21 protein-coding genes are annotated in these 19789 nt (G+C 66.5%); all 21 read left to right on the top strand.

Going from position 1 to position 19789, the window contains the following annotated elements; genetic code table 11:
* Positions 1-25 precede the first annotated feature (25 nt).
* The gene (locus V4558_11145; GenBank protein ID MES2306059.1) at positions 26-670 is read left to right on the top strand and encodes a carboxymuconolactone decarboxylase family protein; all 645 of its coding nucleotides are present in this window, start codon (positions 26-28) and stop codon (positions 668-670) included.
* Positions 667-1782 (top strand): GTPase ObgE, encoded by a 1116-nt coding sequence (gene obgE / locus V4558_11140; GenBank protein ID MES2306058.1) that lies wholly within the window; start codon positions 667-669, stop codon positions 1780-1782. Before V4558_11145 ends, obgE begins: the two co-directional genes overlap by 4 nt.
* A complete protein-coding gene (gene dprA, locus V4558_11135; protein ID MES2306057.1) occupies positions 1694-2878 on the top strand; it encodes a DNA-processing protein DprA in 1185 nt (394 codons plus the stop codon). Before obgE ends, dprA begins: the two co-directional genes overlap by 89 nt.
* Positions 2879-2918: 40 nt before the next feature.
* Positions 2919-4025 carry a radical SAM family heme chaperone HemW gene (hemW, locus tag V4558_11130; GenBank protein ID MES2306056.1) on the top strand — a complete coding sequence of 369 codons (1107 nt, stop codon included), beginning with the start codon at positions 2919-2921 and terminating at the stop codon, positions 4023-4025.
* 11 nt (positions 4026-4036) lie between these two features.
* A complete protein-coding gene (gene hrcA, locus V4558_11125; GenBank protein MES2306055.1) occupies positions 4037-5074 on the top strand; it encodes a heat-inducible transcriptional repressor HrcA in 1038 nt (345 codons plus the stop codon).
* Positions 5071-6222 (top strand): molecular chaperone DnaJ, encoded by a 1152-nt coding sequence (gene dnaJ / locus V4558_11120; GenBank protein MES2306054.1) that lies wholly within the window; start codon positions 5071-5073, stop codon positions 6220-6222. Before hrcA ends, dnaJ begins: the two co-directional genes overlap by 4 nt.
* On the top strand, positions 6219-7055 hold the full coding sequence (locus tag V4558_11115) for a 50S ribosomal protein L11 methyltransferase (protein MES2306053.1): 837 nt from the start codon (positions 6219-6221) through the stop codon (positions 7053-7055). Before dnaJ ends, V4558_11115 begins: the two co-directional genes overlap by 4 nt.
* On the top strand, positions 7028-7771 hold the full coding sequence (locus V4558_11110; GenBank protein MES2306052.1) for an RsmE family RNA methyltransferase: 744 nt from the start codon (positions 7028-7030) through the stop codon (positions 7769-7771). Before V4558_11115 ends, V4558_11110 begins: the two co-directional genes overlap by 28 nt.
* Positions 7768-8115, top strand: coding sequence for an HIT domain-containing protein (locus V4558_11105; GenBank protein ID MES2306051.1), 348 nt, complete (start codon positions 7768-7770; stop codon positions 8113-8115). Before V4558_11110 ends, V4558_11105 begins: the two co-directional genes overlap by 4 nt.
* Positions 8116-8203: 88 nt before the next feature.
* The gene (gene rpsU, locus V4558_11100) at positions 8204-8395 is read left to right on the top strand and encodes a 30S ribosomal protein S21 (GenBank protein MES2306050.1); all 192 of its coding nucleotides are present in this window, start codon (positions 8204-8206) and stop codon (positions 8393-8395) included.
* On the top strand, positions 8388-8828 hold the full coding sequence (locus V4558_11095; GenBank protein ID MES2306049.1) for a GatB/YqeY domain-containing protein: 441 nt from the start codon (positions 8388-8390) through the stop codon (positions 8826-8828). The genes rpsU and V4558_11095 overlap by 8 nt, the downstream gene beginning before the upstream one ends.
* The gene (locus tag V4558_11090) at positions 8825-11269 is read left to right on the top strand and encodes a Smr/MutS family protein (GenBank protein MES2306048.1); all 2445 of its coding nucleotides are present in this window, start codon (positions 8825-8827) and stop codon (positions 11267-11269) included. The genes V4558_11095 and V4558_11090 overlap by 4 nt, the downstream gene beginning before the upstream one ends.
* Entirely contained in the window at positions 11269-13083 is a 1815-nt protein-coding gene (dnaG, locus tag V4558_11085; protein ID MES2306047.1) for a DNA primase, read from the top strand. Before V4558_11090 ends, dnaG begins: the two co-directional genes overlap by 1 nt.
* A 5-nt stretch (positions 13084-13088) precedes the next feature.
* Entirely contained in the window at positions 13089-13817 is a 729-nt protein-coding gene (locus tag V4558_11080; protein ID MES2306046.1) for a hypothetical protein, read from the top strand.
* 2 nt (positions 13818-13819) lie between these two features.
* Entirely contained in the window at positions 13820-15526 is a 1707-nt protein-coding gene (gene recJ, locus V4558_11075) for a single-stranded-DNA-specific exonuclease RecJ (GenBank protein ID MES2306045.1), read from the top strand.
* The gene (rsmD, locus tag V4558_11070; GenBank protein MES2306044.1) at positions 15523-16041 is read left to right on the top strand and encodes a 16S rRNA (guanine(966)-N(2))-methyltransferase RsmD; all 519 of its coding nucleotides are present in this window, start codon (positions 15523-15525) and stop codon (positions 16039-16041) included. The genes recJ and rsmD overlap by 4 nt, the downstream gene beginning before the upstream one ends.
* Positions 16038-16520 carry a pantetheine-phosphate adenylyltransferase gene (gene coaD, locus V4558_11065; protein MES2306043.1) on the top strand — a complete coding sequence of 161 codons (483 nt, stop codon included), beginning with the start codon at positions 16038-16040 and terminating at the stop codon, positions 16518-16520. Before rsmD ends, coaD begins: the two co-directional genes overlap by 4 nt.
* The gene (locus V4558_11060) at positions 16517-17452 is read left to right on the top strand and encodes a phosphate acyltransferase (GenBank protein ID MES2306042.1); all 936 of its coding nucleotides are present in this window, start codon (positions 16517-16519) and stop codon (positions 17450-17452) included. The genes coaD and V4558_11060 overlap by 4 nt, the downstream gene beginning before the upstream one ends.
* A gap of 16 nt (positions 17453-17468) precedes the next feature.
* Positions 17469-17804, top strand: a complete 336-nt coding sequence (locus V4558_11055) for an STAS domain-containing protein (protein ID MES2306041.1) — start codon at positions 17469-17471, stop codon at positions 17802-17804.
* Positions 17805-17811: 7 nt separating this feature from the next.
* The gene (locus tag V4558_11050) at positions 17812-18258 is read left to right on the top strand and encodes an ATP-binding protein (GenBank protein MES2306040.1); all 447 of its coding nucleotides are present in this window, start codon (positions 17812-17814) and stop codon (positions 18256-18258) included.
* Positions 18252-19787: a GAF domain-containing SpoIIE family protein phosphatase gene (locus V4558_11045; GenBank protein MES2306039.1), complete on the top strand. Its 1536-nt coding sequence runs from the start codon at positions 18252-18254 to the stop codon at positions 19785-19787. Before V4558_11050 ends, V4558_11045 begins: the two co-directional genes overlap by 7 nt.
* Positions 19788-19789 lie beyond the last annotated feature (2 nt).

Here is a 19789-nt window from a genome sequence, read left to right as displayed (position 1 = left end):
CTCTCGTCCTTGGTGAGGAGGCCTCATGACGGAACCACGTGCTCTGGTCGACGACGCCACGCGCGCCCTGGTTGAACTCGCCGCCGCCATCGCCCAGGGCGAAGAGCCGGTGGTGCGCGACAAGGTGACCGACGCGCTCGAGGTAAGTATCCCGCCCGAATGGGTCGATGAACTGCTGCTGCAGTCCGTCCTCATGTGCGGCTGGCCGCGAACACTGATCGCCGCATCGCTCTGGCGGAAAGCCGTTGGTGTACCCGCCGTGAATGGCGATGCCGGGCTCGACTACGCCGAGTATGCGGAGTGGAGCCGACGCGGCGAAGAAACACTGCGAACGGTGTACGGCGACAACTACGCCAAGCTTCGTCAGAATGTGAACAAGCTGCATCCGGCACTCGACGTCTGGATGATGGTCGAGGGCTATGGCCGGACACTGTCGCGGCCGGGGCTCGATCTCGCGCGCCGCGAGTTCTGCGTGATTGTGCAGACGGCTGTGCTCGACACCCCGCGTCAGCTCCATTCGCACCTGCGTGGTGCGTTGAATGCCGGCGCAAGTATCGCTGATGTAGAGGCCGTGCTGGGCCTCGTGAACCCGTTCCTCTCCTATGATCATTGGAAGTCGGTCAAGGAGCTCTGGGAATCGGTCGTCGATGGATGGAGTCCACTCGCATGAGTTTCGTTGATCGGGTCGTCGTGGAGGTCTGGGGCGGCCGCGGTGGCGACGGTGCCTGTTCCTTTGCACGCTTCAAGTACAAGCCCAAAGGCGGTCCGGACGGCGGCGATGGTGGTCACGGCGGTGCCGTGATCGTCCGTGCCGAATCCAACCTCTCGACCCTCCTCGACTATCGCTATCGGACGGCGTGGAAGGCCGACCGTGGCGTGCACGGCAAGGGAAAGAACTGGACTGGCGCATCGGCCGACAACATTGTCATGCCGGTGCCGCCGGGTACCGTGATCGAGGATGACGAGACCGGCGAGGTGCTCGGCGAGGTGCTGCGGAACGGCGACGAGATCATGGTGGCCAAGGGAGGCCGTGGCGGCCGTGGCAACCTGCGCTTCGTATCGGCCACGCACCAGGCGCCGCGCGAATGGGAAGAGGGCGAGGAGGGTGGTCATCGCCGGCTGGCCTTCATCCTCAAGATGATCGCCGATGTCGGCCTCGTCGGCGAACCGAACGCGGGAAAGAGCACCCTCCTGTCGGTAATCAGTGCCGCGCGCCCGAAGATCGCGGACTATCCCTTCACAACGCTGGAGCCGAATCTCGGCGTGGTGGGGCTCTCCGGATCGCGTTCCTTCGTGGTGGCCGACATTCCGGGCATCATCGAGGGAGCACACGCGGGGAAGGGACTGGGCCTCAAGTTCCTGCAGCACGTCGAGCGAACGCGCTTTCTCGCCTACCTCGTGCCGCTCGATTCAGCCGATGCCCAGGCCACCTATGACGGCCTGCGCAACGAGGTCCGGCTCTACAGCGAAGTTCTGGGCGAGAAGCCCCACATTCTCGTGCTCACCAAGCGCGACCTCCTCCCCGACGACGAGCCGTTGCCGGAGGTCACTGCGCCGGATGCCCTGCGCATCGTGAGCATCTCGTCGGCCGCCGGCCAGGGCCTCGATGATCTGAAGGAGATGCTGTGGTCGCTGGTCCAGGAAGTACGCGAAGGTGAAATCGTCGACGAAGACGACACCACCGGACTCTTCGATGACGAGGCCGAACCCCTCACCGACGACAGTGACGTCGTCGACGACGAGTTCGCTGCCGACGACGACGAGTTCGACGCCATCCAGTGATCCCGAGGAGCGCCTCGCCTATCTGGCGCTCGCGCTCATCGAGGGGCTCGGCCCGCGGCGCATCGCCCAGATGCTGTCGCGCGCCGGTTCAGCCCGGGCCACCTTTGCAAATCTCGATAACGCACTGACCGGCATGCGGGCGCTCCCCGCACCGCTTGCTGCGGCGCTGCGCCGGCCACCACTTCAGGCGGCGCGCGATCTGCTGGAGCAGAGCGCCGCACGCGGGCATCACATCCTCACGCCGGCGGATGCCGACTTTCCCGCGCTGCTTCGCTCGATCCCGGATCCACCTCCGCTGCTCTTCGGCATCGGCAACGTTGCGCTCGCGAATGCCGAGGCGGTCGCCATTGTCGGGAGTCGTGATCACACGCGTTACGGCGGCGATGTCGCCGAACGGCTCGGCATCGTCGCGGCAGAAGCCGGACTGGTGGTGGTGAGTGGCATGGCGCGCGGGCTCGACGCCATGGCCCAGCGCGCGGCGCACAACGCCGGTGGCACGTCAATCGGTGTCCTCGGCACCGGCATCGATCTGGTTTACCCGGTGGAGAACGGGGAACTCTTCGAGCTGGTTGCGCGCGACGGCTTGCTGCTGAGCGAATTGCCGCCGGGCATGCCGGGGCACAAGGGCTCTTTTCCTGCTCGCAATCGACTCATCAGCGGGCTGGCGCGGGCACTCGTCGTGGTAGAGGCTGCCGAAAGTTCCGGGACCCTGATCACGGTAGGAACCGCGCTCGAGCAGGGCCGCGATGTGCTGGTGGTGCCTGGGCCGATCAGCTCGGGGACGTCATCGGGCACCAACCGGCTCCTGCGCGACGGGGCGGTGCCAATCCTCACGCCGTCCGACATCCTCATCCCCTACGGCATCGTGCCGGCTTCGGGTCGCCCGGCGCCGCGGCCGGTCGTGGCACCCTGCACACTCTCACCCACGGAAGCGCGTGTCTTCGGTGCACTGACTGGGGAAGGACAATCGGTAGACGACCTCGCCGAACTCATCGGTTTGCCCGTCGGCGAACTCCTGGCATCCCTGCTCGGGTTGGAATTGGGCGGCCTCGCGCAACAGCTGCCCGGCGCACTCTACCGAACCAGGAACGCCTGACGACTGCCTCCGTTGCGACGATCCCACTAGAGTTACGCTGATGCACGTCTACGTTCACGTCCCGTTCTGCGCGCGTCGTTGTTCGTACTGCGATTTCGCGATCGCCGTGCGCCCGACAACGCCAGACGATACCTACGTCCGGGCGATTTTGTCGGAGTGGCAGCAACGCGTGGGCACGTCGCCGCTCGGCGCCGCGGACGCGATCACGACCCTGTATTTCGGGGGCGGTACGCCCTCGCGACTCGCGCCCGCATCGCTGTCGCAGATCATCAGCGAGATCGCGAACACGCGGCCCCTCGCCCCCGAGGCCGAAGTCACTGTCGAAACGAATCCTGAGGACGTCACTGCCGAGAAGGCGTCGGCGTGGGTCGCCGCTGGCGTCAATCGCGTATCACTCGGCGTGCAGAGCCACGATCCTGCGGTGCTCGCCTGGATGCATCGTACCCATCGCGCCGAGCAGGTTCCCGCTGCCGTTGCGGCGTTGCGCGACGCGGGTATCAACAACGTCTCGATGGACCTGATCTTCGGGCTCCCCGTCGCACTCGACCGTGACTGGGCCCGCGATCTCGAACTCACCTTTGCCCTCGGCCCGACCCACATCTCGCTCTACGGCCTGACCATCGAGCCGCATACGCCACTGCAGCACTGGACCGACCGCGGCGAATCGGTGCCGGTGGACGAGGAGCGTTACGCCGCAGAGTATCTGCGCGCCAACCACGAACTCGCGCGACACGGCTTCGAACACTACGAAGTGTCCAACGCGGCGCTCCCGGGATATCGGTCCCGCCACAATTCCGCCTATTGGTCCGGCGCGGAATACCTTGGTCTGGGCCCGTCGGCGCACTCGCTAGTTGCGGGAGTTCGCTCGTGGAACGCTCGTGAATGGACTGATTATGCGGAGCGCTCAGTCGCGGGTGAACCCCTTCAGGCTGGTTCCGAGAGCCTCGATCCGGGGGCTCGGCGTCTCGAAGCGCTCTACCTCGGGCTGCGCACAAATGCCGGTCTCGCGATGGAAGAAATCCCCGCTGAGGCGTGCGCCGTCTGGCTTCGGGCCGGGTGGGCGGAGGCGGTCGCCGGCCGGATCCGGCTCACCGTGGAGGGGTGGCTTCGGCTCGATGCGCTGGTGGGGGCCATCGTCCATTCCTAAGTTTCGCCCCCATGAGCGACACTGAGTCCCTCTCGGAGCGCGAACGGCGTGTCCTCGAGGCGGTCATCGAGACCTACATTGCGACTGCGGAGCCGGCCGGGAGCCAGACGGTGGCTCGTCGGTCGGCGCTCGGCATTTCGCCCGCCTCCATCCGTACCACCATGGTGGAGCTGGAGGCGAAGGGATTTCTCTTCCATCCCCACACCTCTGCTGGACGGATCCCCACCGACGCGGCCTACCGGGTCTATGTCGATTCGCTGGTGCGCCACACGCCGCCGTCGGCCGATCTGCGGGAGCATCTCGCGGCCGAATTGAACGCGGCGGCGAGCGCCACCGAAGAGTTGTTGCGCCGGGCCGCACAGGTCCTCGGGATCCTGACCCAGGAGCTCGGGGTCGCCGTCGCGCCGGCGCTCGAAGAAATCATTCTCGAGCGACTCGATCTGGTGCCGGTGTCCGCCGAGCGATTGCTGCTGGTGTTCAATCTCCGGAGCGGCGCGGTCCGCACCATCTATGTGCGCATTCCCGTGCATCTCGACCGCGAGCACGTGGACGAAGTTCAGCGCCTCCTCAACGAGCGTCTGGGTGGGTTGTCGTTGCGCGAGATCCGGGCGACGCTCGGTTCCCGTCTGCGTGATGCCGCCACGACCTCCGAAGTGACCGACCTGCTCGATATCATTCTGGCCGAAGGGGACTCCCTCTTCGATCTGCCGGAGGAGCGGGAACCGGTGATGCTCGGCAGCGCTTCTGTACTGGTGGAGCAGCCCGAGTTCGCGTCCAACGAGCGGATGCGGTCGCTCCTCTCGCTCACGGAGCGTCGCGATGTGCTGCACGAGGCGCTCGCGCAACGGAAGCAGGACGGACTGACGGTGACAATTGGCGGCGAACACGGCGAGCCCGGGCTCGCCGGTTTTACTCTGGTGACGGCAACCTATCGGCGGGGCGGGGCCACGGGGGTGATTGGCGTCCTCGGTCCGACTCGCATGCCCTATGACAAGATCATCGGCCTCGTGGAGCACACGGGGCGACTGGTCGAAGGATTGATTCGGTGAGCGATCTCTACGTAATGCTCGAAGTCAGCCGCGAAGCGACCGACGACGAGATCAAGAAGTCCTATCGTCGACTGGCGATGGTCTACCACCCCGACCGGAACTCGGCGCCGGACGCCGAGGCGAAGTTCAAGGATATCTCCGAGGCCTATCAGATCCTCAGCGATCCCGACAAGCGCGCGCACTATGACCGGTTCGGCTCGGCCCCCGGCGCGAGTGCCGGCTTCGGCGGCAATGCGGGCTTCGAGCATATCGACCTGTCGGAAGCGCTGAACATCTTCATGCGCGACTTCGGTGGCTTCGGTGGCTTCGAGAGCATCTTCGGCGGCGGACGCAGCCCGGCGGAAGCAAACCGAGGTCAGGACATCCGGGTCACGGTGAAGCTCACGCTCCAGGAAGTCGCGCTGGGCGCGAAGCGCAGCATCAAGATCAAGACGCTCACCTCGTGCGCAAATTGCAACGGCAGCGGTGCGGCAAAGGGAAGCAAGCCGATTACCTGCAGCACCTGCGGCGGCTCGGGCGAAGTACGTCGCGCCACGCGCTCGATGTTCGGGCAGTTCGTGCAGGTCGGACCGTGCCCCACCTGCCATGGCGAGGGACACACGATCCAGACGCCGTGCGAGGTCTGTCGCGGCGAAGGGCGCGTGAAGGGCGAACACACGGTGAGCGTCGACATTCCCGCCGGCATCTCGGCCCAGAACTACCTCACCCTGCGTGGCCAGGGTGCGGCGGGTCCGCGTGGCGGCCCGAGCGGCGATCTCGTCGTGATGATCGAGATCAAGGACGACGAGCGTTTCCAGCGCAATGGTGACGATCTCGTCTACGAGCTTGCGGTCTCGTTCTCGCAGGCCGCGCTGGGTACGTCGGTTGTCATCCCGACGCCGTATGGCGATGAGAAGCTTGCCGTACCGGCGGGGATCCAGTCGGGCACGGTGTTGCGCCTGCGCGGAAAGGGACTGCCGCGACTCGGCGGGAATGGCAGCGGCGATCTCAATGTGCGGGCGCACATCTGGACGCCTGATGATCTCAACGAGGAGCAGAAGACCCTCTTCGCGGAGCTCGCCAAACACGAAGCGGACGGCCCGAGCAAGAAGGGTGGTTTCTGGGCCAAGCTCAAGGAAGCACTCCTCAAGGAAACGAGCGGCACGTGACGCATCAATGGTGGCGCATCGCGATCACCTGCCGCGACGCGGATACCGATGCGGTCGCGGCGGCACTGGTGGCGGCAACGGGGCAGGGAGTCGAAGAGCCGGATGCCGGATCGCTGCTCACGGTGGCGACGTCCGAGGCCGATGCCAAGCGGATCGTCGCAGAACTCTCGCTGATCTTCGCCGACGTCGAAGGCGCCGTGACACCTCTCGATCCAGTCGACTGGTCGGTGCGGTGGCGCGACGGCATCATCACGCGAAACTTCGGGCGCCTGGCCCTGACGCCATCATGGTTACCGGTCACGCCATCAGGCGATCAGGTGGTCCTTACGCTTGATCCCGAGTCGGCCTTCGGCAGTGGTGAGCATGGCTCGACGCGCGCCGCGCTCGAGCTGCTCCAGCGGCATCTCGTGCCAGGCCAACGCGTGCTCGATTTCGGCAGTGGTTCGGGTATCCTGGCGATTGCTGCTGCCAAGCTTGGCGCCGTCTCGGCGATCGGTATCGAAGTGGATGACGAGGCGTTTCCGATCGCTGAAGCGAACGCCGGCAGAAACGGCGTGGCGGATCGGGTCACCTTTCTTGTGGGAGATGCCGGCGAACTCGGGGTGCTGGCCGGGCCGGCCGAGATTGTCTGCAGCAACATTCTCCGCTCCGTCAACACGCTTCTCATGCCCAGCATCGAGAAGGCGCTCGTTCCCGGCGGACTTGCGATCTTCTCCGGGATGGAAGAGGCCGAAGAGTCGCTGTTCCGCCCGGTCCTCGAACGCCACGCCTTCTTGGTCGTCGAAGATCTTCGCGACGCCGGCTGGTGGGCCGTCGCCGCGCGCCGGACGTGATGCGGTTCTTTGTCGAACAGGGCGTCCTGCTGGTCGGGGCACTCCTCGAACTGGACGAGGATGAAACGCACCACGCCGACGTGCGCCGTGGCCGCGAAGGTGAAACGGTAGAACTGCTCGACGGAAAAGGGAGCGTCGCGACCGCAATTCTGGAGCGTAATGGGAAGCGCTGGTCCGCGAGGGTGACCGAGCTGCGGAATCTCCCCGAACCGGCGACCCTCGTCGTCGCACTCGGCGCTGGTGACCGCGATCGTTTCCTTTCGGTGGTGCAGCAGTGCGGCGAACTGGGCATCACCCGGATTGTCCCGGTCGAGACCGAGCGATCACGACAGGTGGAGAGTCGGCTGCGGGGTGCCGGCGTCGAGAAGGGACGACGTCGCGCGCGTGAAGCGTGCAAGCAGTCCGGGAACCCGTGGCTGCCGGTGCTCGATGACGTGATGCCACTCGTCGAGCTTGGTATCACCGGCAGCGGTGTACGCTGGTTCTTCGGCGATCCGGCAGGCGCACCATTGGCACCGCTTCGTGAGCAGGAGCCGGTCGGCTGGGTCATCGGCCCCGAGGGTGGTTTCACGCCAGCCGAGGAGGCCTGGCTCCGCGAGCGACTCGACGCGACCGGCGTCTGGTTCGGACCGCACATCCTTCGCTTCGAGACGGCGACGGCCGCTGCTGCCGTCCTCACCCTGCAACAGCGCGAACGCGCCAGGCTCACGCGATGAGTGACTGCATCTTCTGCCGAATCGCAGCCGGGGAGATTCCCGCCCAGGTCGTCGGCCGGAGCGCCCACGCGCTAGCGTTCCGCGACCTCAATCCGCAGGCCCCGGTCCACGTCCTGGTGATCCCGCTGACCCATTTCGACTCGGCGGCCACCGCCACGGGCGAGGGGGGGAAGGAGGCCTTGGGCGAGGTGATGTCCCTGGGGGTCCAGGTGGCCGCCGATCTCGGGCTCGCCGCAGGTGGATACCGCCTGGTGATGAACACGGGCCGGGACGGGGGGCAGAGTGTCGGGCACCTTCATCTTCACCTGCTGGGCGGCCGCCAGCTCCATTGGCCCCCTGGATGAAGGTTGCCTCAGCCCCGTCCGGCCGTTAATCTTTCCCCTGCTATGCACCAACCGCTCCCTGACCGGAGCTAGAGAGGGGTGATTTTTAATGTCGGAAGTCGTCATCCACGAGGATGAAAGCTTCGAGCGCGCGTTGAAGCGCTTCAAGAAGAAGTGCGAGAAGGCCGGGATCCTGTCGGATCTCCGCAAGCATCGTCACTACGAGAAGCCCAGCGAGAAGCGGAAGCGCAAGATGAACGCCGCGCAGCGCAAGACGCGTCGTCGCCCTTCGCATGCCTGAGATTGCCGCCCGTCTGCGCGCCGATCAGGTCGGTGCGCGGAAGGCGTCAGACAAGGACCGGACCCTGGTACTGGGGACGGTCCTTTCGTCGTTCAAGAACCGCGAGATCGAACTCGGCCGAGAGCCGACCGACGATGAGATCGCCGACATCCTCCGCAAGCAGATCAAGCAGCGCCTCGACTCGGTGGAGCAGTTCACCAAGGCGGCGCGACTCGATCTTGTCGGCAAGGAGGAATACGAAATCGGCGTCCTCCGCGCCTACCTGCCTGCCGAGGCCGATCCCGAAGAGATCCGGGCTGCCGCACGCGAAGCGATTGCTGCGGGCGCGGCCGATCTGGGCAAGGTGATGGCGGCCCTCATGACCCGCTTCAAGGGGAAGGCGGACGGCAAGGTGATCAACCAGATTGCTCGAGAGGCACTGCAGCAGGGATGACCGCTCCATCGTTGGCCACGCACGGGGTGCGGTCCTTTGTCGAGGACGGCACCCCGTCGCCATTGGACCCTGCCCACTCCGCTGATGCGCTTGACTCGCTCGAGTTCGAAGTCGCGCTCGAGGTCGTGGCGGAATATTCGGCTGGTCCGTTGGGCGCGGAAGCGATTCGCGCGCGACGTCCCAGCACGGATGCCGACTGGATCCGTTTCGAACTCGCCTATGTAGGAGAATTGCTGGCGCTCCTGCGGCGCGGTGAGTCGATCGCCGTCGCTCCCGTGCCGCAGCTGCGTGGTGCGCTCGGCCGGCTGCGTGTGGACGGCAGTGTCCTCGAGCTGGGCGAACTCGCCGATGTGAAGCTCACACTTGCCGCCGGCCGGGCCATCGCGAACGAACTCGAGCGTGTCGCAGACGCCTGCCCGCGACTGGCGATGTTGCGGGTGCCTCCTGTGGATCGTTCAGTCGAACGACTGCTGGATCGCTCGATCGGTGACGACGGCGAACTGCTCGACAGTGCCTCGCCGGCGCTGGCCGCAGCGCGCCGTGAGGTGCACGCGGCCCGCGAGCGCCTCGTGCGCCGACTCGAGACGCTCCTGCGCGACCTCGATGGCGCGGCGGTGCCGGGCGGAGCAACGGTCACCATGCGCGGCGGCCGGTATGTGATTCCGGTGCGTCGTGACGCGCGATCGCGCCCCGAAGGAATCATCCATGATGAATCCGGAAGTGCCGGGACACTCTTCATCGAGCCGAGCGCCGCGATCGAACTGGGGAACGCCGTGCGCGCTGCGGTAATCGCCGAGGAGCGCGAGACCCTGAAAGTGCTGCGGGAACTCACCGAGTCACTGCGGCCGAGTCGCGAGACGATCAAGGCACTGCACCATGTGGCCGTCGAGGTCGACACCATCGTGGCCAGGGCGCGATGGGCGTTCGAGACCGAGGGCGAAGTGCCGGTGATCGCGCCTGCCGGGGGCACGCTCGCCCTGCGCAACGCGCGACACCCGCTGCTTCTCGCGCGCGGCATCGCCGTGGTGCCCTTCGACCTGGTCCTCGATCCGGGTGAGCGCACCCTGCTCATCTCGGGGCCGAACACCGGGGGCAAGACGGTGCTGCTCAAGGCGACCGGCCTGATGCTCGCGCTCGCCCAGAGCGGCATCGTGCCGCCGCTTGGCGCCGCGAGCGTGCTTCCCGTCGTGCGCCAGATCTTCGTCGACATCGGCGACCATCAATCGCTCGCAGCCGATCTCTCCACCTTTTCGGCCCATGTGGCCGAGCTCCGTCGCATCCTCGATGCTGCCGACGATGCCACGCTGGTGGTGCTCGACGAGGTGGGATCGGGGACTGACCCCGCGGAAGGTGGCGCACTTGCGATGGCCGTGCTCGAAACGCTCACGCGGCGCGGCACGCTGACCCTGGCCACCACGCACCTCGGTACGCTCAAGTCGCTGGCGATGCGTGTGCCGGGCGTGGTCAACGGCTCGCTCCACTTCGATGCCACGACGCTGTCGCCGACGTACCGGTTCACCAAGGGAATTCCTGGACGATCCTACGGACTGGCGATTGCGCGTCGTCTCGGCGTGGATGCCGCGGTGCTCGCCCAGGCCGAGGCACTTGTCCCTGAGGCGGAACGAGAACTCGATCGGCTCCTTGCGACGGTCGAGGCACGCGAGCAGGCACTGACCCGCGAAGAAAGTGCCCTCGTGGAACGAGCAATCGAAGTCGATCGGCGTGAGGCGGTCGCTGGCGTTACCGAGTCATCGCAGCAGGCACGCGAGAATGAATTGCGACGGCAGGAGAAGGAGGCCGAGCGCGATCGTGCGCGACAGGCGAAGGCGTACCTGCTCGAAGCGCGCAAGCGAGTCGAGGAGGCGCTGGCGCTCGCGAAGGGTGCGGCCGACGAGGCAGCGGCGCGCGAGGCGCGACGCATCCTTGAGGAAGGCGTGCGCGAGGAGACGCGGCGACTCGATGAACCGGATGCGTTGCCGGCTGGCGCAGGGGAGCGCCTCGCCGTGGGCGCGCGTGTGCGCCTGACTACCGGATCGGTGGGAGAGGTCGCGGAGCTGAGGAGCGATGGCAAGGCCGTGGTGATGGTCGGAACGATGCGCCTCGTCGTTGCCGCGAAGTCGCTGGTGCTCCTGGCCAAGACCGGGCGCACGGCTGCGCCGAAGCCGGAGCGAACGTCGGGCGATGACCCCGCGCGGGAGGCGGCCTACGAGATCAACCTGCTCGGGATGCGCGCCGACGAGGCGGAGTCAATGGTCCATGCGGCCATCGACGGGGCAACGCTCGCCGAGCAGCCGCACCTTCGTATCATTCACGGCATGGGAACCGGCGTGCTCCGTGATGTTGTCCAGCGTCTGCTGAAGGGCGACCGGCGGGTCGCGTCGTTCGAGTTCGCCCCACGGCAGCAGGGTGGCACCGGCGTGACGATCGCGGTGTTCAAGTAATGGCACGCATTCCCGATGAGCTGATCGAGCGCGTCCGCGACACGGCTGATCTGCTGGAGATTGTGCAGGAATCCGTCCAGCTGAAGCGGCAGGGAAGCGACTATCGTGGTCCTTGTCCCTTCCACAACGGCACCGGCCGCAACTTCGCGGTCATTCCGAAGAAGAATCTCTATTACTGCTTCGTCTGCCACGCGGCAGGTGATGTGTTCACCTGGTATCGCGAGCGGTTCGGGATGGACTATCCCACCGCGGTGCGCGAAGTCGCGCGGCGGTACGGGATCGTGATTCCCGAGGCGACCGAGCGGATCGGCCCGGACCCGCGCGAGCCGCTTTATCAGGCGGCGGACGCGGCGCAGGGCTGGTTCGCCGCCCAGCTGCGCGACAACCCCGAAGCGGAGACCGCCCGGCGCTATCTGCTCGAGCGTCAGTTCTCACTCGATGCGGCCGCGGAACTCGGGCTCGGCTATGCACCGCGCGGCAATGAACTCTTTGCAGCGATGAAGCAGCTCGGGATCCGCGATGAAGCGATGCTCGAGGCGGCGCTGGTGATGCGCCGCGACGACGGCACCTTCTACTCGCGGTTCCGCGGAAGGTTGATTTTTCCGATCCACGATTTGCGTGGTCGCACCGTTGCGTTCGGCGGTCGGATTCTCGGGGCAGGGGAGCCGAAGTATCTCAACTCCCCGGAGACGCCGATCTTCCACAAGGGCGAACAGCTCTATCACATCCATCTCGCGAAGCACGCGATCAGGAAGGCTGGCTTTGCGGTGGTCGTCGAAGGGTACTTCGATGTGCTGCGGCTCGCACTGGCGGGCATTGATAACGTCGTCGCTCCCCTCGGTACGGCGCTGACCGAGGCGCAGGCCACTCTGCTCAAGCGCTACAGTGAAGAGGTGATCCTCCTCTATGACAGCGACGGCCCCGGGCTCAAGGCCACGTTCCGGGCGGGCGATGTCCTGATCGCGCACAACGTGCGGGTCCGGGTCGCCACCATGCCGTCTGGGGATGACCCTGACACCGTGGTCCAGCGCGGCGGCGCCGGCGCCCTCGAACCGATCCTGCAGGACGCCGTGGACCTGCTCGAGCGGAAGCTGCACCTCCTTGAACTCAAGGGATGGTTCAGCGACGTACGACGCGCGCGAGAAGCGCTCGATCGGCTCCTGCCGACGTTGCGGGCAGCGGCCGATCCGGTCACCCGGGAGCTCTATATCAGCCGGGTAGCTGAACGGCTTGGAATTCCCCGCGAGGTTGTAGCGACCGATGTCGCCAGCAAGCCCCATTATGAGACGCCGCGTCCCGTGGTGGACGCGCCCAGCGCTCCGTCACGACCGGCTGAGCGCCCCGTGGTGGACCGTGGCCCCAGGCCCCCCGGCGCTGAAATCGAGCGCAAACTGCTCCGGCTGCTGCTGCTCCGACCGGAATGGCTCGCCCGGGCTCGTGAGGAGATTCCCACCGACCGGTTCACCGTGGCGGCATTCCGGCGGATTTACGGCGCACTCGCCGCGTTGCCCGACGATGCCCCGATCGGGGACGCGCTTCCGGTGCTCGATGAGCGGGCCCGGGACGCCTGGGAGCGACTCACCGCGGCGGGCGGTGCCCCGGAAGGGTACGATGTCGATCGGGAGTATGTTGGCGCGCTCGAGGCGCTGGAGGAAATTCACCACTTCCCTGATATCGCGTCAGAGGTGGATCCGGTCGAGCGTCGCCGGCGCTGGCAGGCGCTCAGCAAGGAAGGTCAGGCGCGGTTTAGGTTGTATCTTGCCACTACCCCGAGGTCGCGCAGCGGCCCCGGTGCTATGCCACCCGAGGAGTAACACCGATGCATCCGGATCTTCCCAAGTTGCTCGACGTCCAGATCAAGGACCGCCGTCTCGCCGAGATCAACGAACGCGTGAGTGAGATCGCGGCGGAGCGTGCTGCGCTCGATGTCGTGCTCGACCGTGTCCGCTCGGAGATCGCGTCGGCGACGCGCACCGCCGACGATATCGCGCGTCGCCGCGACGATGTCGGTGGCAAGCTCGAGGCACAGCGGGCGAAGCACGAAGCGCGACGTCAGCGACTCGAGCAGGAACGGAACCCGCGCGTTGCGGCCCAGCTGATGGCCGACGTCGAACTCGGGCGTTCGATCCTGACGCAGGAAGAGGGGGAGTGGCTCCGGTTGTCGGAAGATGCCTCGACGCGCGCTGGCGCGGTGAAGGGCGCGCATGAGCGCCTGGCAACGCTCGAGGCGGAACAGCTGGCGGCCCGTGCGGTTCTCGACGAGCGGATGTCGGCGCTCGCCGGTGAGCTTGCCGAAGCGAAGGCCGAACGCGAAGCATCCGCGAGCCAGCTCGATCGGCCGCTGCGCATTCGCTACGACCGTCTCCGTGGATCACGCACCACCGAAATTCTCGTCCCGGCCGGGAATCCGCAGGGACATGCGACCTGCACCGCGTGCTTCACCGCGATTCCGCGGTCGCGGATCGGCCGGCTGCAGGCCGAGGGGTTGCTGCTCGACGGTTGTGAAATGTGCGGCGCGATCGTGTATCTCGCCGAGGTCACGGTCTGACCATGGCGCCGCGCTGGCGCCTCGCGCCGGCCCCCGACGGGGAGGCTGCGCGAACGCTTGCCACCGCGCTCTCCCTGCCGATGCCGCTCGCAGCGCTGCTGGTGCAGCGAGGCCTTGGTGGCATAGACATCGCGCGATCGTTCCTCCGCCCACCGCTCGACTCCCTGGCTGATCCCTATCGCCTCACCGGAATGTCCGCCGCAGTGGAAGTCATCTCCACGGCGGTGCGTGCCAACGTCCCGATCCTGGTCCATGGCGACTATGACGTCGACGGTCAGTGCGCCGCTGCGTTGCTGACACGGGCATTGCGTGCGGGCGACGCCATCGTCCACCCGTTCGTGCCGCATCGCCTCACCGATGGCTACGATTTCGGCGCCGCAGGACTTCGCGAGGCGCAGCGCGTTGGCGCTGGACTCATCGTCACCTGCGATTGTGGTATCACGGCGGTCGAGGCCGTCGCGGCGGCGAAGGCGGCCGGGCTTCGTGTCGTGGTGACCGACCATCACCTGCCGGGTGCCGTGCTACCTGCAGCCGATGCGGTCATCGATCCGCAGCAACCGGGCGATACTTCCGGACTCGAGATGATGTGCGGCACCGGAATCGCCTTCAAGCTGGTCCAGGCCCTCGTCGAGCCACTCGGCTTGCCGGCGGGACTGCCGATGCACCTGCTCGACTATGTCGCGGTCGCGACGGTTGCCGACGTGGTACCGCTCTCGGGCGAGAACCGGATTCTGGTGAAGCACGGGCTCCGCGTGCTCGCCGAATCGCGCTGGCCCGGTTGGCGCGCGCTGCTCCAGACGGCAAAGCTGACAGGAATGGAGCTCCGTGCCGGGCAGGTTGGCTTCATTCTGGCCCCGCGGTTGAATGCGGTTGGGCGGATCGCCGATGCGAAGGATGGGCTGCGGCTCCTGCTGACCGATGATGAGCGTGAGGCGACGCAGCTTGCCGGTCGACTTGAAGAGCTCAATCGCGAACGCCAGGCAATGGACCAGCGGATTCTCGACGAGGCACTCGTGATGATCGAGCGCGAGTACGCCGATCCCGAGGAGCATGTCGGACTCGTTCTCGCCGCCCGAGGATGGCACGCCGGTGTCATCGGCATCGTGGCCTCGCGCGTGGTCGAACGCTTCGGCCGCCCGGCATTCCTGATCGGCCTCGACGGGGAGATGGGGAAGGGGAGCGGGCGCAGTATCGACGCGTTCGACCTGCACACTGCCCTCACCGCCTGTGGCGATCTGCTGGAACGCTTTGGGGGCCATCGGATGGCGGCCGGACTCACGATTCGCCACGATCAGGTCGGGCACTTTCGCACGCGCTTCAACGACATCGCACGTTCGCAGTTGACGCACGCCGACCTCGGCTCGAGTCAGCGGGTCGATCTCGAACTCTCGCTTGACGATGTCACCGACGACCTGGAACGCCTTGGTCGCTACCTCGAGCCGTGCGGGATGGGAAATCCATCGCCGGTTTATGGTGCGCGACAGGTTCGGTTGCAAGGGGCGCGGACAGTCGGCAGCAACCATCTCAAGTGTGTGCTCCACAGCGGGAGTCGCGATCTCGATGCCATCGCGTTCAACTGGGCCGATCGCGTCGCATGGCTTGGTGATGGCATGGTCGATGTGGCGTTCCGACTCGAGCGGAACGAGTTCCAGGGTCGTTCTTCACTGCAGGCCCGGGTCGTGGCGTTGACCCCACCGGGGGCCGCGTGACACGCATCGTGAGCGGGACCTGGGGTGGCCGGCGCCTCACGACACCGCGCGACGCGCGCGTGCGCCCGACCGCTGAGCGCGTGCGCGAGGCGTGGCTCAACATCCTCGGCCCCGAACTCCATGGTGCGCGGGTCGTTGACCTCTTCGCCGGCAGCGGCGCGCTCGGACTGGAAGCACTCTCGCGCGGCGCCGACCACGCCACATTCGTCGAGCTCAATACGCCATCGCTCAACGCGCTGAAGGCAAATGTTGCGGGGCTCAACGCCGAGGCCCAGTGCACCGTGTTGCGGCATGACGCGATCCGGTTTGCGGCGGGCCTCGAGGCAGGCGCCTTCGATGTGGCACTTGCCGATCCGCCGTTTGCGGAGACATTTGCGGAGCAACTGGTGGCCCGCTGGCAGCAGCTCGCCTTCGCACCAGTCCTGGCCGTGGAACATTCGTCCAAGGTGACCATTCCTGGCGGCGAGACTCGTCGCTGGGGTGATGTCGCCGTCACTTTCTTCCGGGCCCCATGACTCGCATCGCCATCTATCCCGGCTCGTTCGATCCGCCGACGCGTGGCCACGAGGATCTCATCCGTCGCGCGATCGGGCTCGCCGACACGCTCATTGTGGCGGTCGCGATCAACCCCAACAAGCAGCCGCTGTTCGATGTGGACGAACGCCTGCGCCTGCTCGAGGTCGCCGTCGGGGATGAACCGCGCGTCGAGCTGGCCTCCTTCTCCGGCTTGCTGGCCGACTTTGCCCGTGATCGCGGGGCCACCATGGCGGTGCGCGGATTGCGCGCCGTGAGCGATTTCGAATACGAGTTCCAGATGGCGCTGATGAATCGCCGATTGAACCCCGAGCTCGAGACAGTCTTCCTCGTCCCGGCGGTGGACCTCACGTATCTGTCATCCTCTCTGGTACGAGAGGCGGCCCGGTTCGGCGGCAACCTCGACGGCCTCGTCCATCCTGCCGTCGCGGCCGCGCTGAAGCAGCGGTTCGGTACGTGAACTTCAGCGAGCGACTCCGGTCGCGCGCCGCGGGAACTCGTGCCAGGATCGTCCTGCCCGAAGGCGATGATCCGCGAATTGTGGCTGCCGCTGCCGAGATGCAGCGCCTTGGTCTCGGGAAACCGGAGCTGCTTGGAAGCACGGGCTGGAAGGCCACCGATCATCCGGCGTTTTCGCGAGTCGCCTCCCACCTTCTGGCGCGTCGTCCCAAGGCGGTCCGAGATCCCGCCCACGCCCGCGAGCTGGCTCACGATCCCCTCCGCTTCGCCGCGGCGCTTGTGGCGCTCGGTGAGGCCGAAGGGTGCGTCGCTGGCGCAGTATCCACGACGGCAGACGTCGTGCGCGCAGCGCTTTGGTGTATCGGCTTGCGACCGGGGCTCGGCACGGTCACCTCGGCGATGTACCACGGCCTCCCCGATGGTCGGGTGCTGACCTACACCGATATCGCCGTCCTGCCGATGCCGACAGCGGACCAGCTCGCCGATGCCGCCATGGCCGCAGCCGCTGATCGTCGGGCGCTTGTAGGCGACACGCCGGTGGTGGCTTTCCTGTCCTACAGCACGCGGGGAAGCGCCGGTGGGGCCGATCCCGAACGAATGCAGCAGGCGCTCGCTCGCTTCCGCACCATGGCGCCGGAGGTCGTGGCCGACGGGGAACTGCAGCTCGACGCAGCCATTGTCCCCGAGGTGGCCCAGCGGAAATGTCCCGACTCGCCGGTCAGGGGCCAGGCCAATGTGCTGGTCTTCCCCTCGCTCGATGCGGCCAACATTGCCTACAAGCTGACCGAGCGGCTGGCGGGTGCGAGTGCGGCAGGACCCCTCCTCCAGGGACTCGCGCAGCCGATGTCCGACCTGTCGCGCGGGGCCTCGCCGGACGATATTGTGGATGTGATCGCGATGGTGGCGCTGCAAGCGGCCGCCCGACAGCACTGAACCGAGGAGTACGGCGATGGCGTTTTCAGCAAATCGAGATGCTGGCGGAGTGACCGTCGTGGCGGTCGAAGGGCAGCTGATCGTGGCAAACCGGCAGGACCTCAAGCAGTTGATGCAGGATGCCATCGATCAGGGTCAACGCAAGTTCCTGCTCGATTTCTCCGGCACGGCGTATATCGATTCCTCCGGGCTTGGCGCGCTGGTGTCGATCAGCAAGAAGGTGCGGGAGGCCGGTGGTGATCTCCGACTCGCCGGGCTGAACGAAGACCTCCGTTCACTCTTCGAACTCACCAAGCTCGACACGCTGTTCACCATCTCCGAGACGGCCTCGGAGGCGCTCGCGGGCTTCTGAACGGACGATGGTCACCGCTGCCCGTGTCGCCTCCCGCGACTCCGATGGTCGCGAGTGCTTCCGCGTCGAGCTGCCGACCGACGTGTCGCAAGTTGGCGTCGTTGTGGAAGCAGTCGTCTCTTGCTGCCGGACGGTCGCGAGCGTTTCGACCCGCACCCAGTTCCGACTCTGCACCGTTGTGGCCGAAGCCGTCGCCAATGCGATGGTCAACGGCAATCGCAATGATCCTGCCCGGCGGGTGACCGTCGATATCGAATTCCAGCGAGATCGGATCATCATTGCCGTCTCGGATGAGGGCGAGGGCTTCGACCCTGCCGCTGTCCCCGATCCGACCCACGATGCCGTGCTCGATTCGACGCGGGGACGCGGGCTCTTCATGATTCGCTCCCTCGCCGATCACGTCGCCTTCAATGATCGAGGCAACACCATCTGGATGACGCTCACCCGTTGCTGAGTCACCTCGGCGGCGCGCTGGCGCCTTTGGGGGCGCTCGCTGGGGCGACGCTGCGACTCTGGCGGCTCGACGGCGAACGCTGGCAACTCGTCGCCGGCTCGATGCCCGGCGCGACAGCTCCGCGTGCGCCACGTGGCGTCGGCCAGGATGCGGCGGCGTGGCACGCCATCCCTGACGCACCCGGACTCTTCCTCGAAATTCTTCCCGACGCCGACGCGCGCTGCGACGATCTTGCCGCACGCCTGCTTCCGCTCGTGCAGCTCTTCCTCGATGCCGACCAGACGACCACCTCGCTCACGGGCGAGCTTGCCGCGCGGTACGAAGAGATCGACCTGCTCTACACCATCGGCGAATTGCTCGGCCGGGCGCGTGCCGTTGACGAAGTGGCCGCCCTGATCCTCCGCGAGGTCACGGCCGTGGTTGGGGCGCGACGGGCGGGGCTTCGCATTCACCACGAAGCGACGGCACGGCTGTCGATCGTTGCGACCATCGGCAGCGCAGACGGAATCATCCCGGCAGCGGTGCGTGTCGATGATCCCGATGCCGTCGTCTCACGCGCCTTTCGCAGTGGTCGAATCGAAACCGGTGTCCAGCCGCAGTGGGTGCCTGGGGAAGTGCTCGCGGTGCCGATTGTCTATGCGGCCGCAGGGCAGCCAGCGCGCGTGGTCGGCACTCTCGCCCTCGCCGATCGCGCCGGCGGGGGATCGTTCACCCGTGCGGAAACGAAACTTGTGGCCGCAGTCGCGACGCAAATCGGGGCAGCGCTCGAAAATGCCCGGCTGGTAGCCAGCGAGACCGAACGGCAGCGGCTCGAGCACGAGCTCACCCTGGCGCACGATCTGCAATTGCGTTTGATGCCGACCGCCGCCGTGCTCCGTGGCGAGGCCGACGTCGCAGTCGGCTCCGAAGCGGCCGAGTCGCTTGGCGGCGATTTCTATACCTTCTCCCGCCTGGGGCGTGGTCGCATCGGCGTGATGCTCGGCGACGTATCCTCGCACGGCTTCTCGGCGGCGATCATCGCGGCACAGGTCATGGCGACGGCCGGCATCCACGCCAATTCCACCACGCCCCCCGACGAAACGCTCGCCCTGATGCACGACGCGCTGCGCGATGAACTCAGCAACACCGAGATGTATCTCTCGGTCTTCTATGGCATTCTTGATCCGACTGCAGGACGGATCACCTATACCAACGCGGGCCACCCATACGCGTTCCGGCTGCCGCGCTTCGGTGAGATCGAGAGACTCGCTCCAACAGCGCCGCCGCTCGGCCTCGTCGATGCCGGCGGCTTCGGTCGCAAGATCGTCCCCTGGCGCTTCACGCAGGACCTCCTGGTACTCTTTACCGACGGGTTGGTCGACCAGCAGAATGCGCTCGGCGAGCGCTTCGGCGAGGCGCGGGTGCTCGCGCGTCTCGAGGCCGAGCGTGCGCGCACTCCGGCAGAGCTCAAGGAGATGCTGCTGGGTGAGGTTGGTGAATTCGGAGGCAGGCCGACCGATGATCGCACGCTCCTCATCCTGCGGATGTAACG

Source organism: Gemmatimonadota bacterium, from assembly GCA_040388535.1.
Lineage (GTDB): Bacteria > Gemmatimonadota > Gemmatimonadetes > Gemmatimonadales > GWC2-71-9 > Palsa-1233.
Note: the sequence above shows the minus strand (reverse complement) of the source record. Positions and strands in the feature narration are given on the sequence as shown.

Coding starts and splice junctions, on each gene's coding strand:
- V4558_11145 (MES2306059.1), top strand. CDS start 26: ATGACGGAACCACGTGCTCTGGTCGACGACGCCACGCGCGCCCTGGTT.
- obgE (MES2306058.1), top strand. CDS start 667: ATGAGTTTCGTTGATCGGGTCGTCGTGGAGGTCTGGGGCGGCCGCGGT.
- dprA (MES2306057.1), top strand. CDS start 1,694: ATGACGAGGCCGAACCCCTCACCGACGACAGTGACGTCGTCGACGACG.
- hemW (MES2306056.1), top strand. CDS start 2,919: ATGCACGTCTACGTTCACGTCCCGTTCTGCGCGCGTCGTTGTTCGTAC.
- hrcA (MES2306055.1), top strand. CDS start 4,037: ATGAGCGACACTGAGTCCCTCTCGGAGCGCGAACGGCGTGTCCTCGAG.
- V4558_11105 (MES2306051.1), top strand. CDS start 7,768: ATGAGTGACTGCATCTTCTGCCGAATCGCAGCCGGGGAGATTCCCGCC.
- rpsU (MES2306050.1), top strand. CDS start 8,204: ATGTCGGAAGTCGTCATCCACGAGGATGAAAGCTTCGAGCGCGCGTTG.
- V4558_11095 (MES2306049.1), top strand. CDS start 8,388: ATGCCTGAGATTGCCGCCCGTCTGCGCGCCGATCAGGTCGGTGCGCGG.
- V4558_11090 (MES2306048.1), top strand. CDS start 8,825: ATGACCGCTCCATCGTTGGCCACGCACGGGGTGCGGTCCTTTGTCGAG.
- dnaG (MES2306047.1), top strand. CDS start 11,269: ATGGCACGCATTCCCGATGAGCTGATCGAGCGCGTCCGCGACACGGCT.
- V4558_11080 (MES2306046.1), top strand. CDS start 13,089: ATGCATCCGGATCTTCCCAAGTTGCTCGACGTCCAGATCAAGGACCGC.
- recJ (MES2306045.1), top strand. CDS start 13,820: ATGGCGCCGCGCTGGCGCCTCGCGCCGGCCCCCGACGGGGAGGCTGCG.
- coaD (MES2306043.1), top strand. CDS start 16,038: ATGACTCGCATCGCCATCTATCCCGGCTCGTTCGATCCGCCGACGCGT.
- V4558_11055 (MES2306041.1), top strand. CDS start 17,469: ATGGCGTTTTCAGCAAATCGAGATGCTGGCGGAGTGACCGTCGTGGCG.
- V4558_11050 (MES2306040.1), top strand. CDS start 17,812: ATGGTCACCGCTGCCCGTGTCGCCTCCCGCGACTCCGATGGTCGCGAG.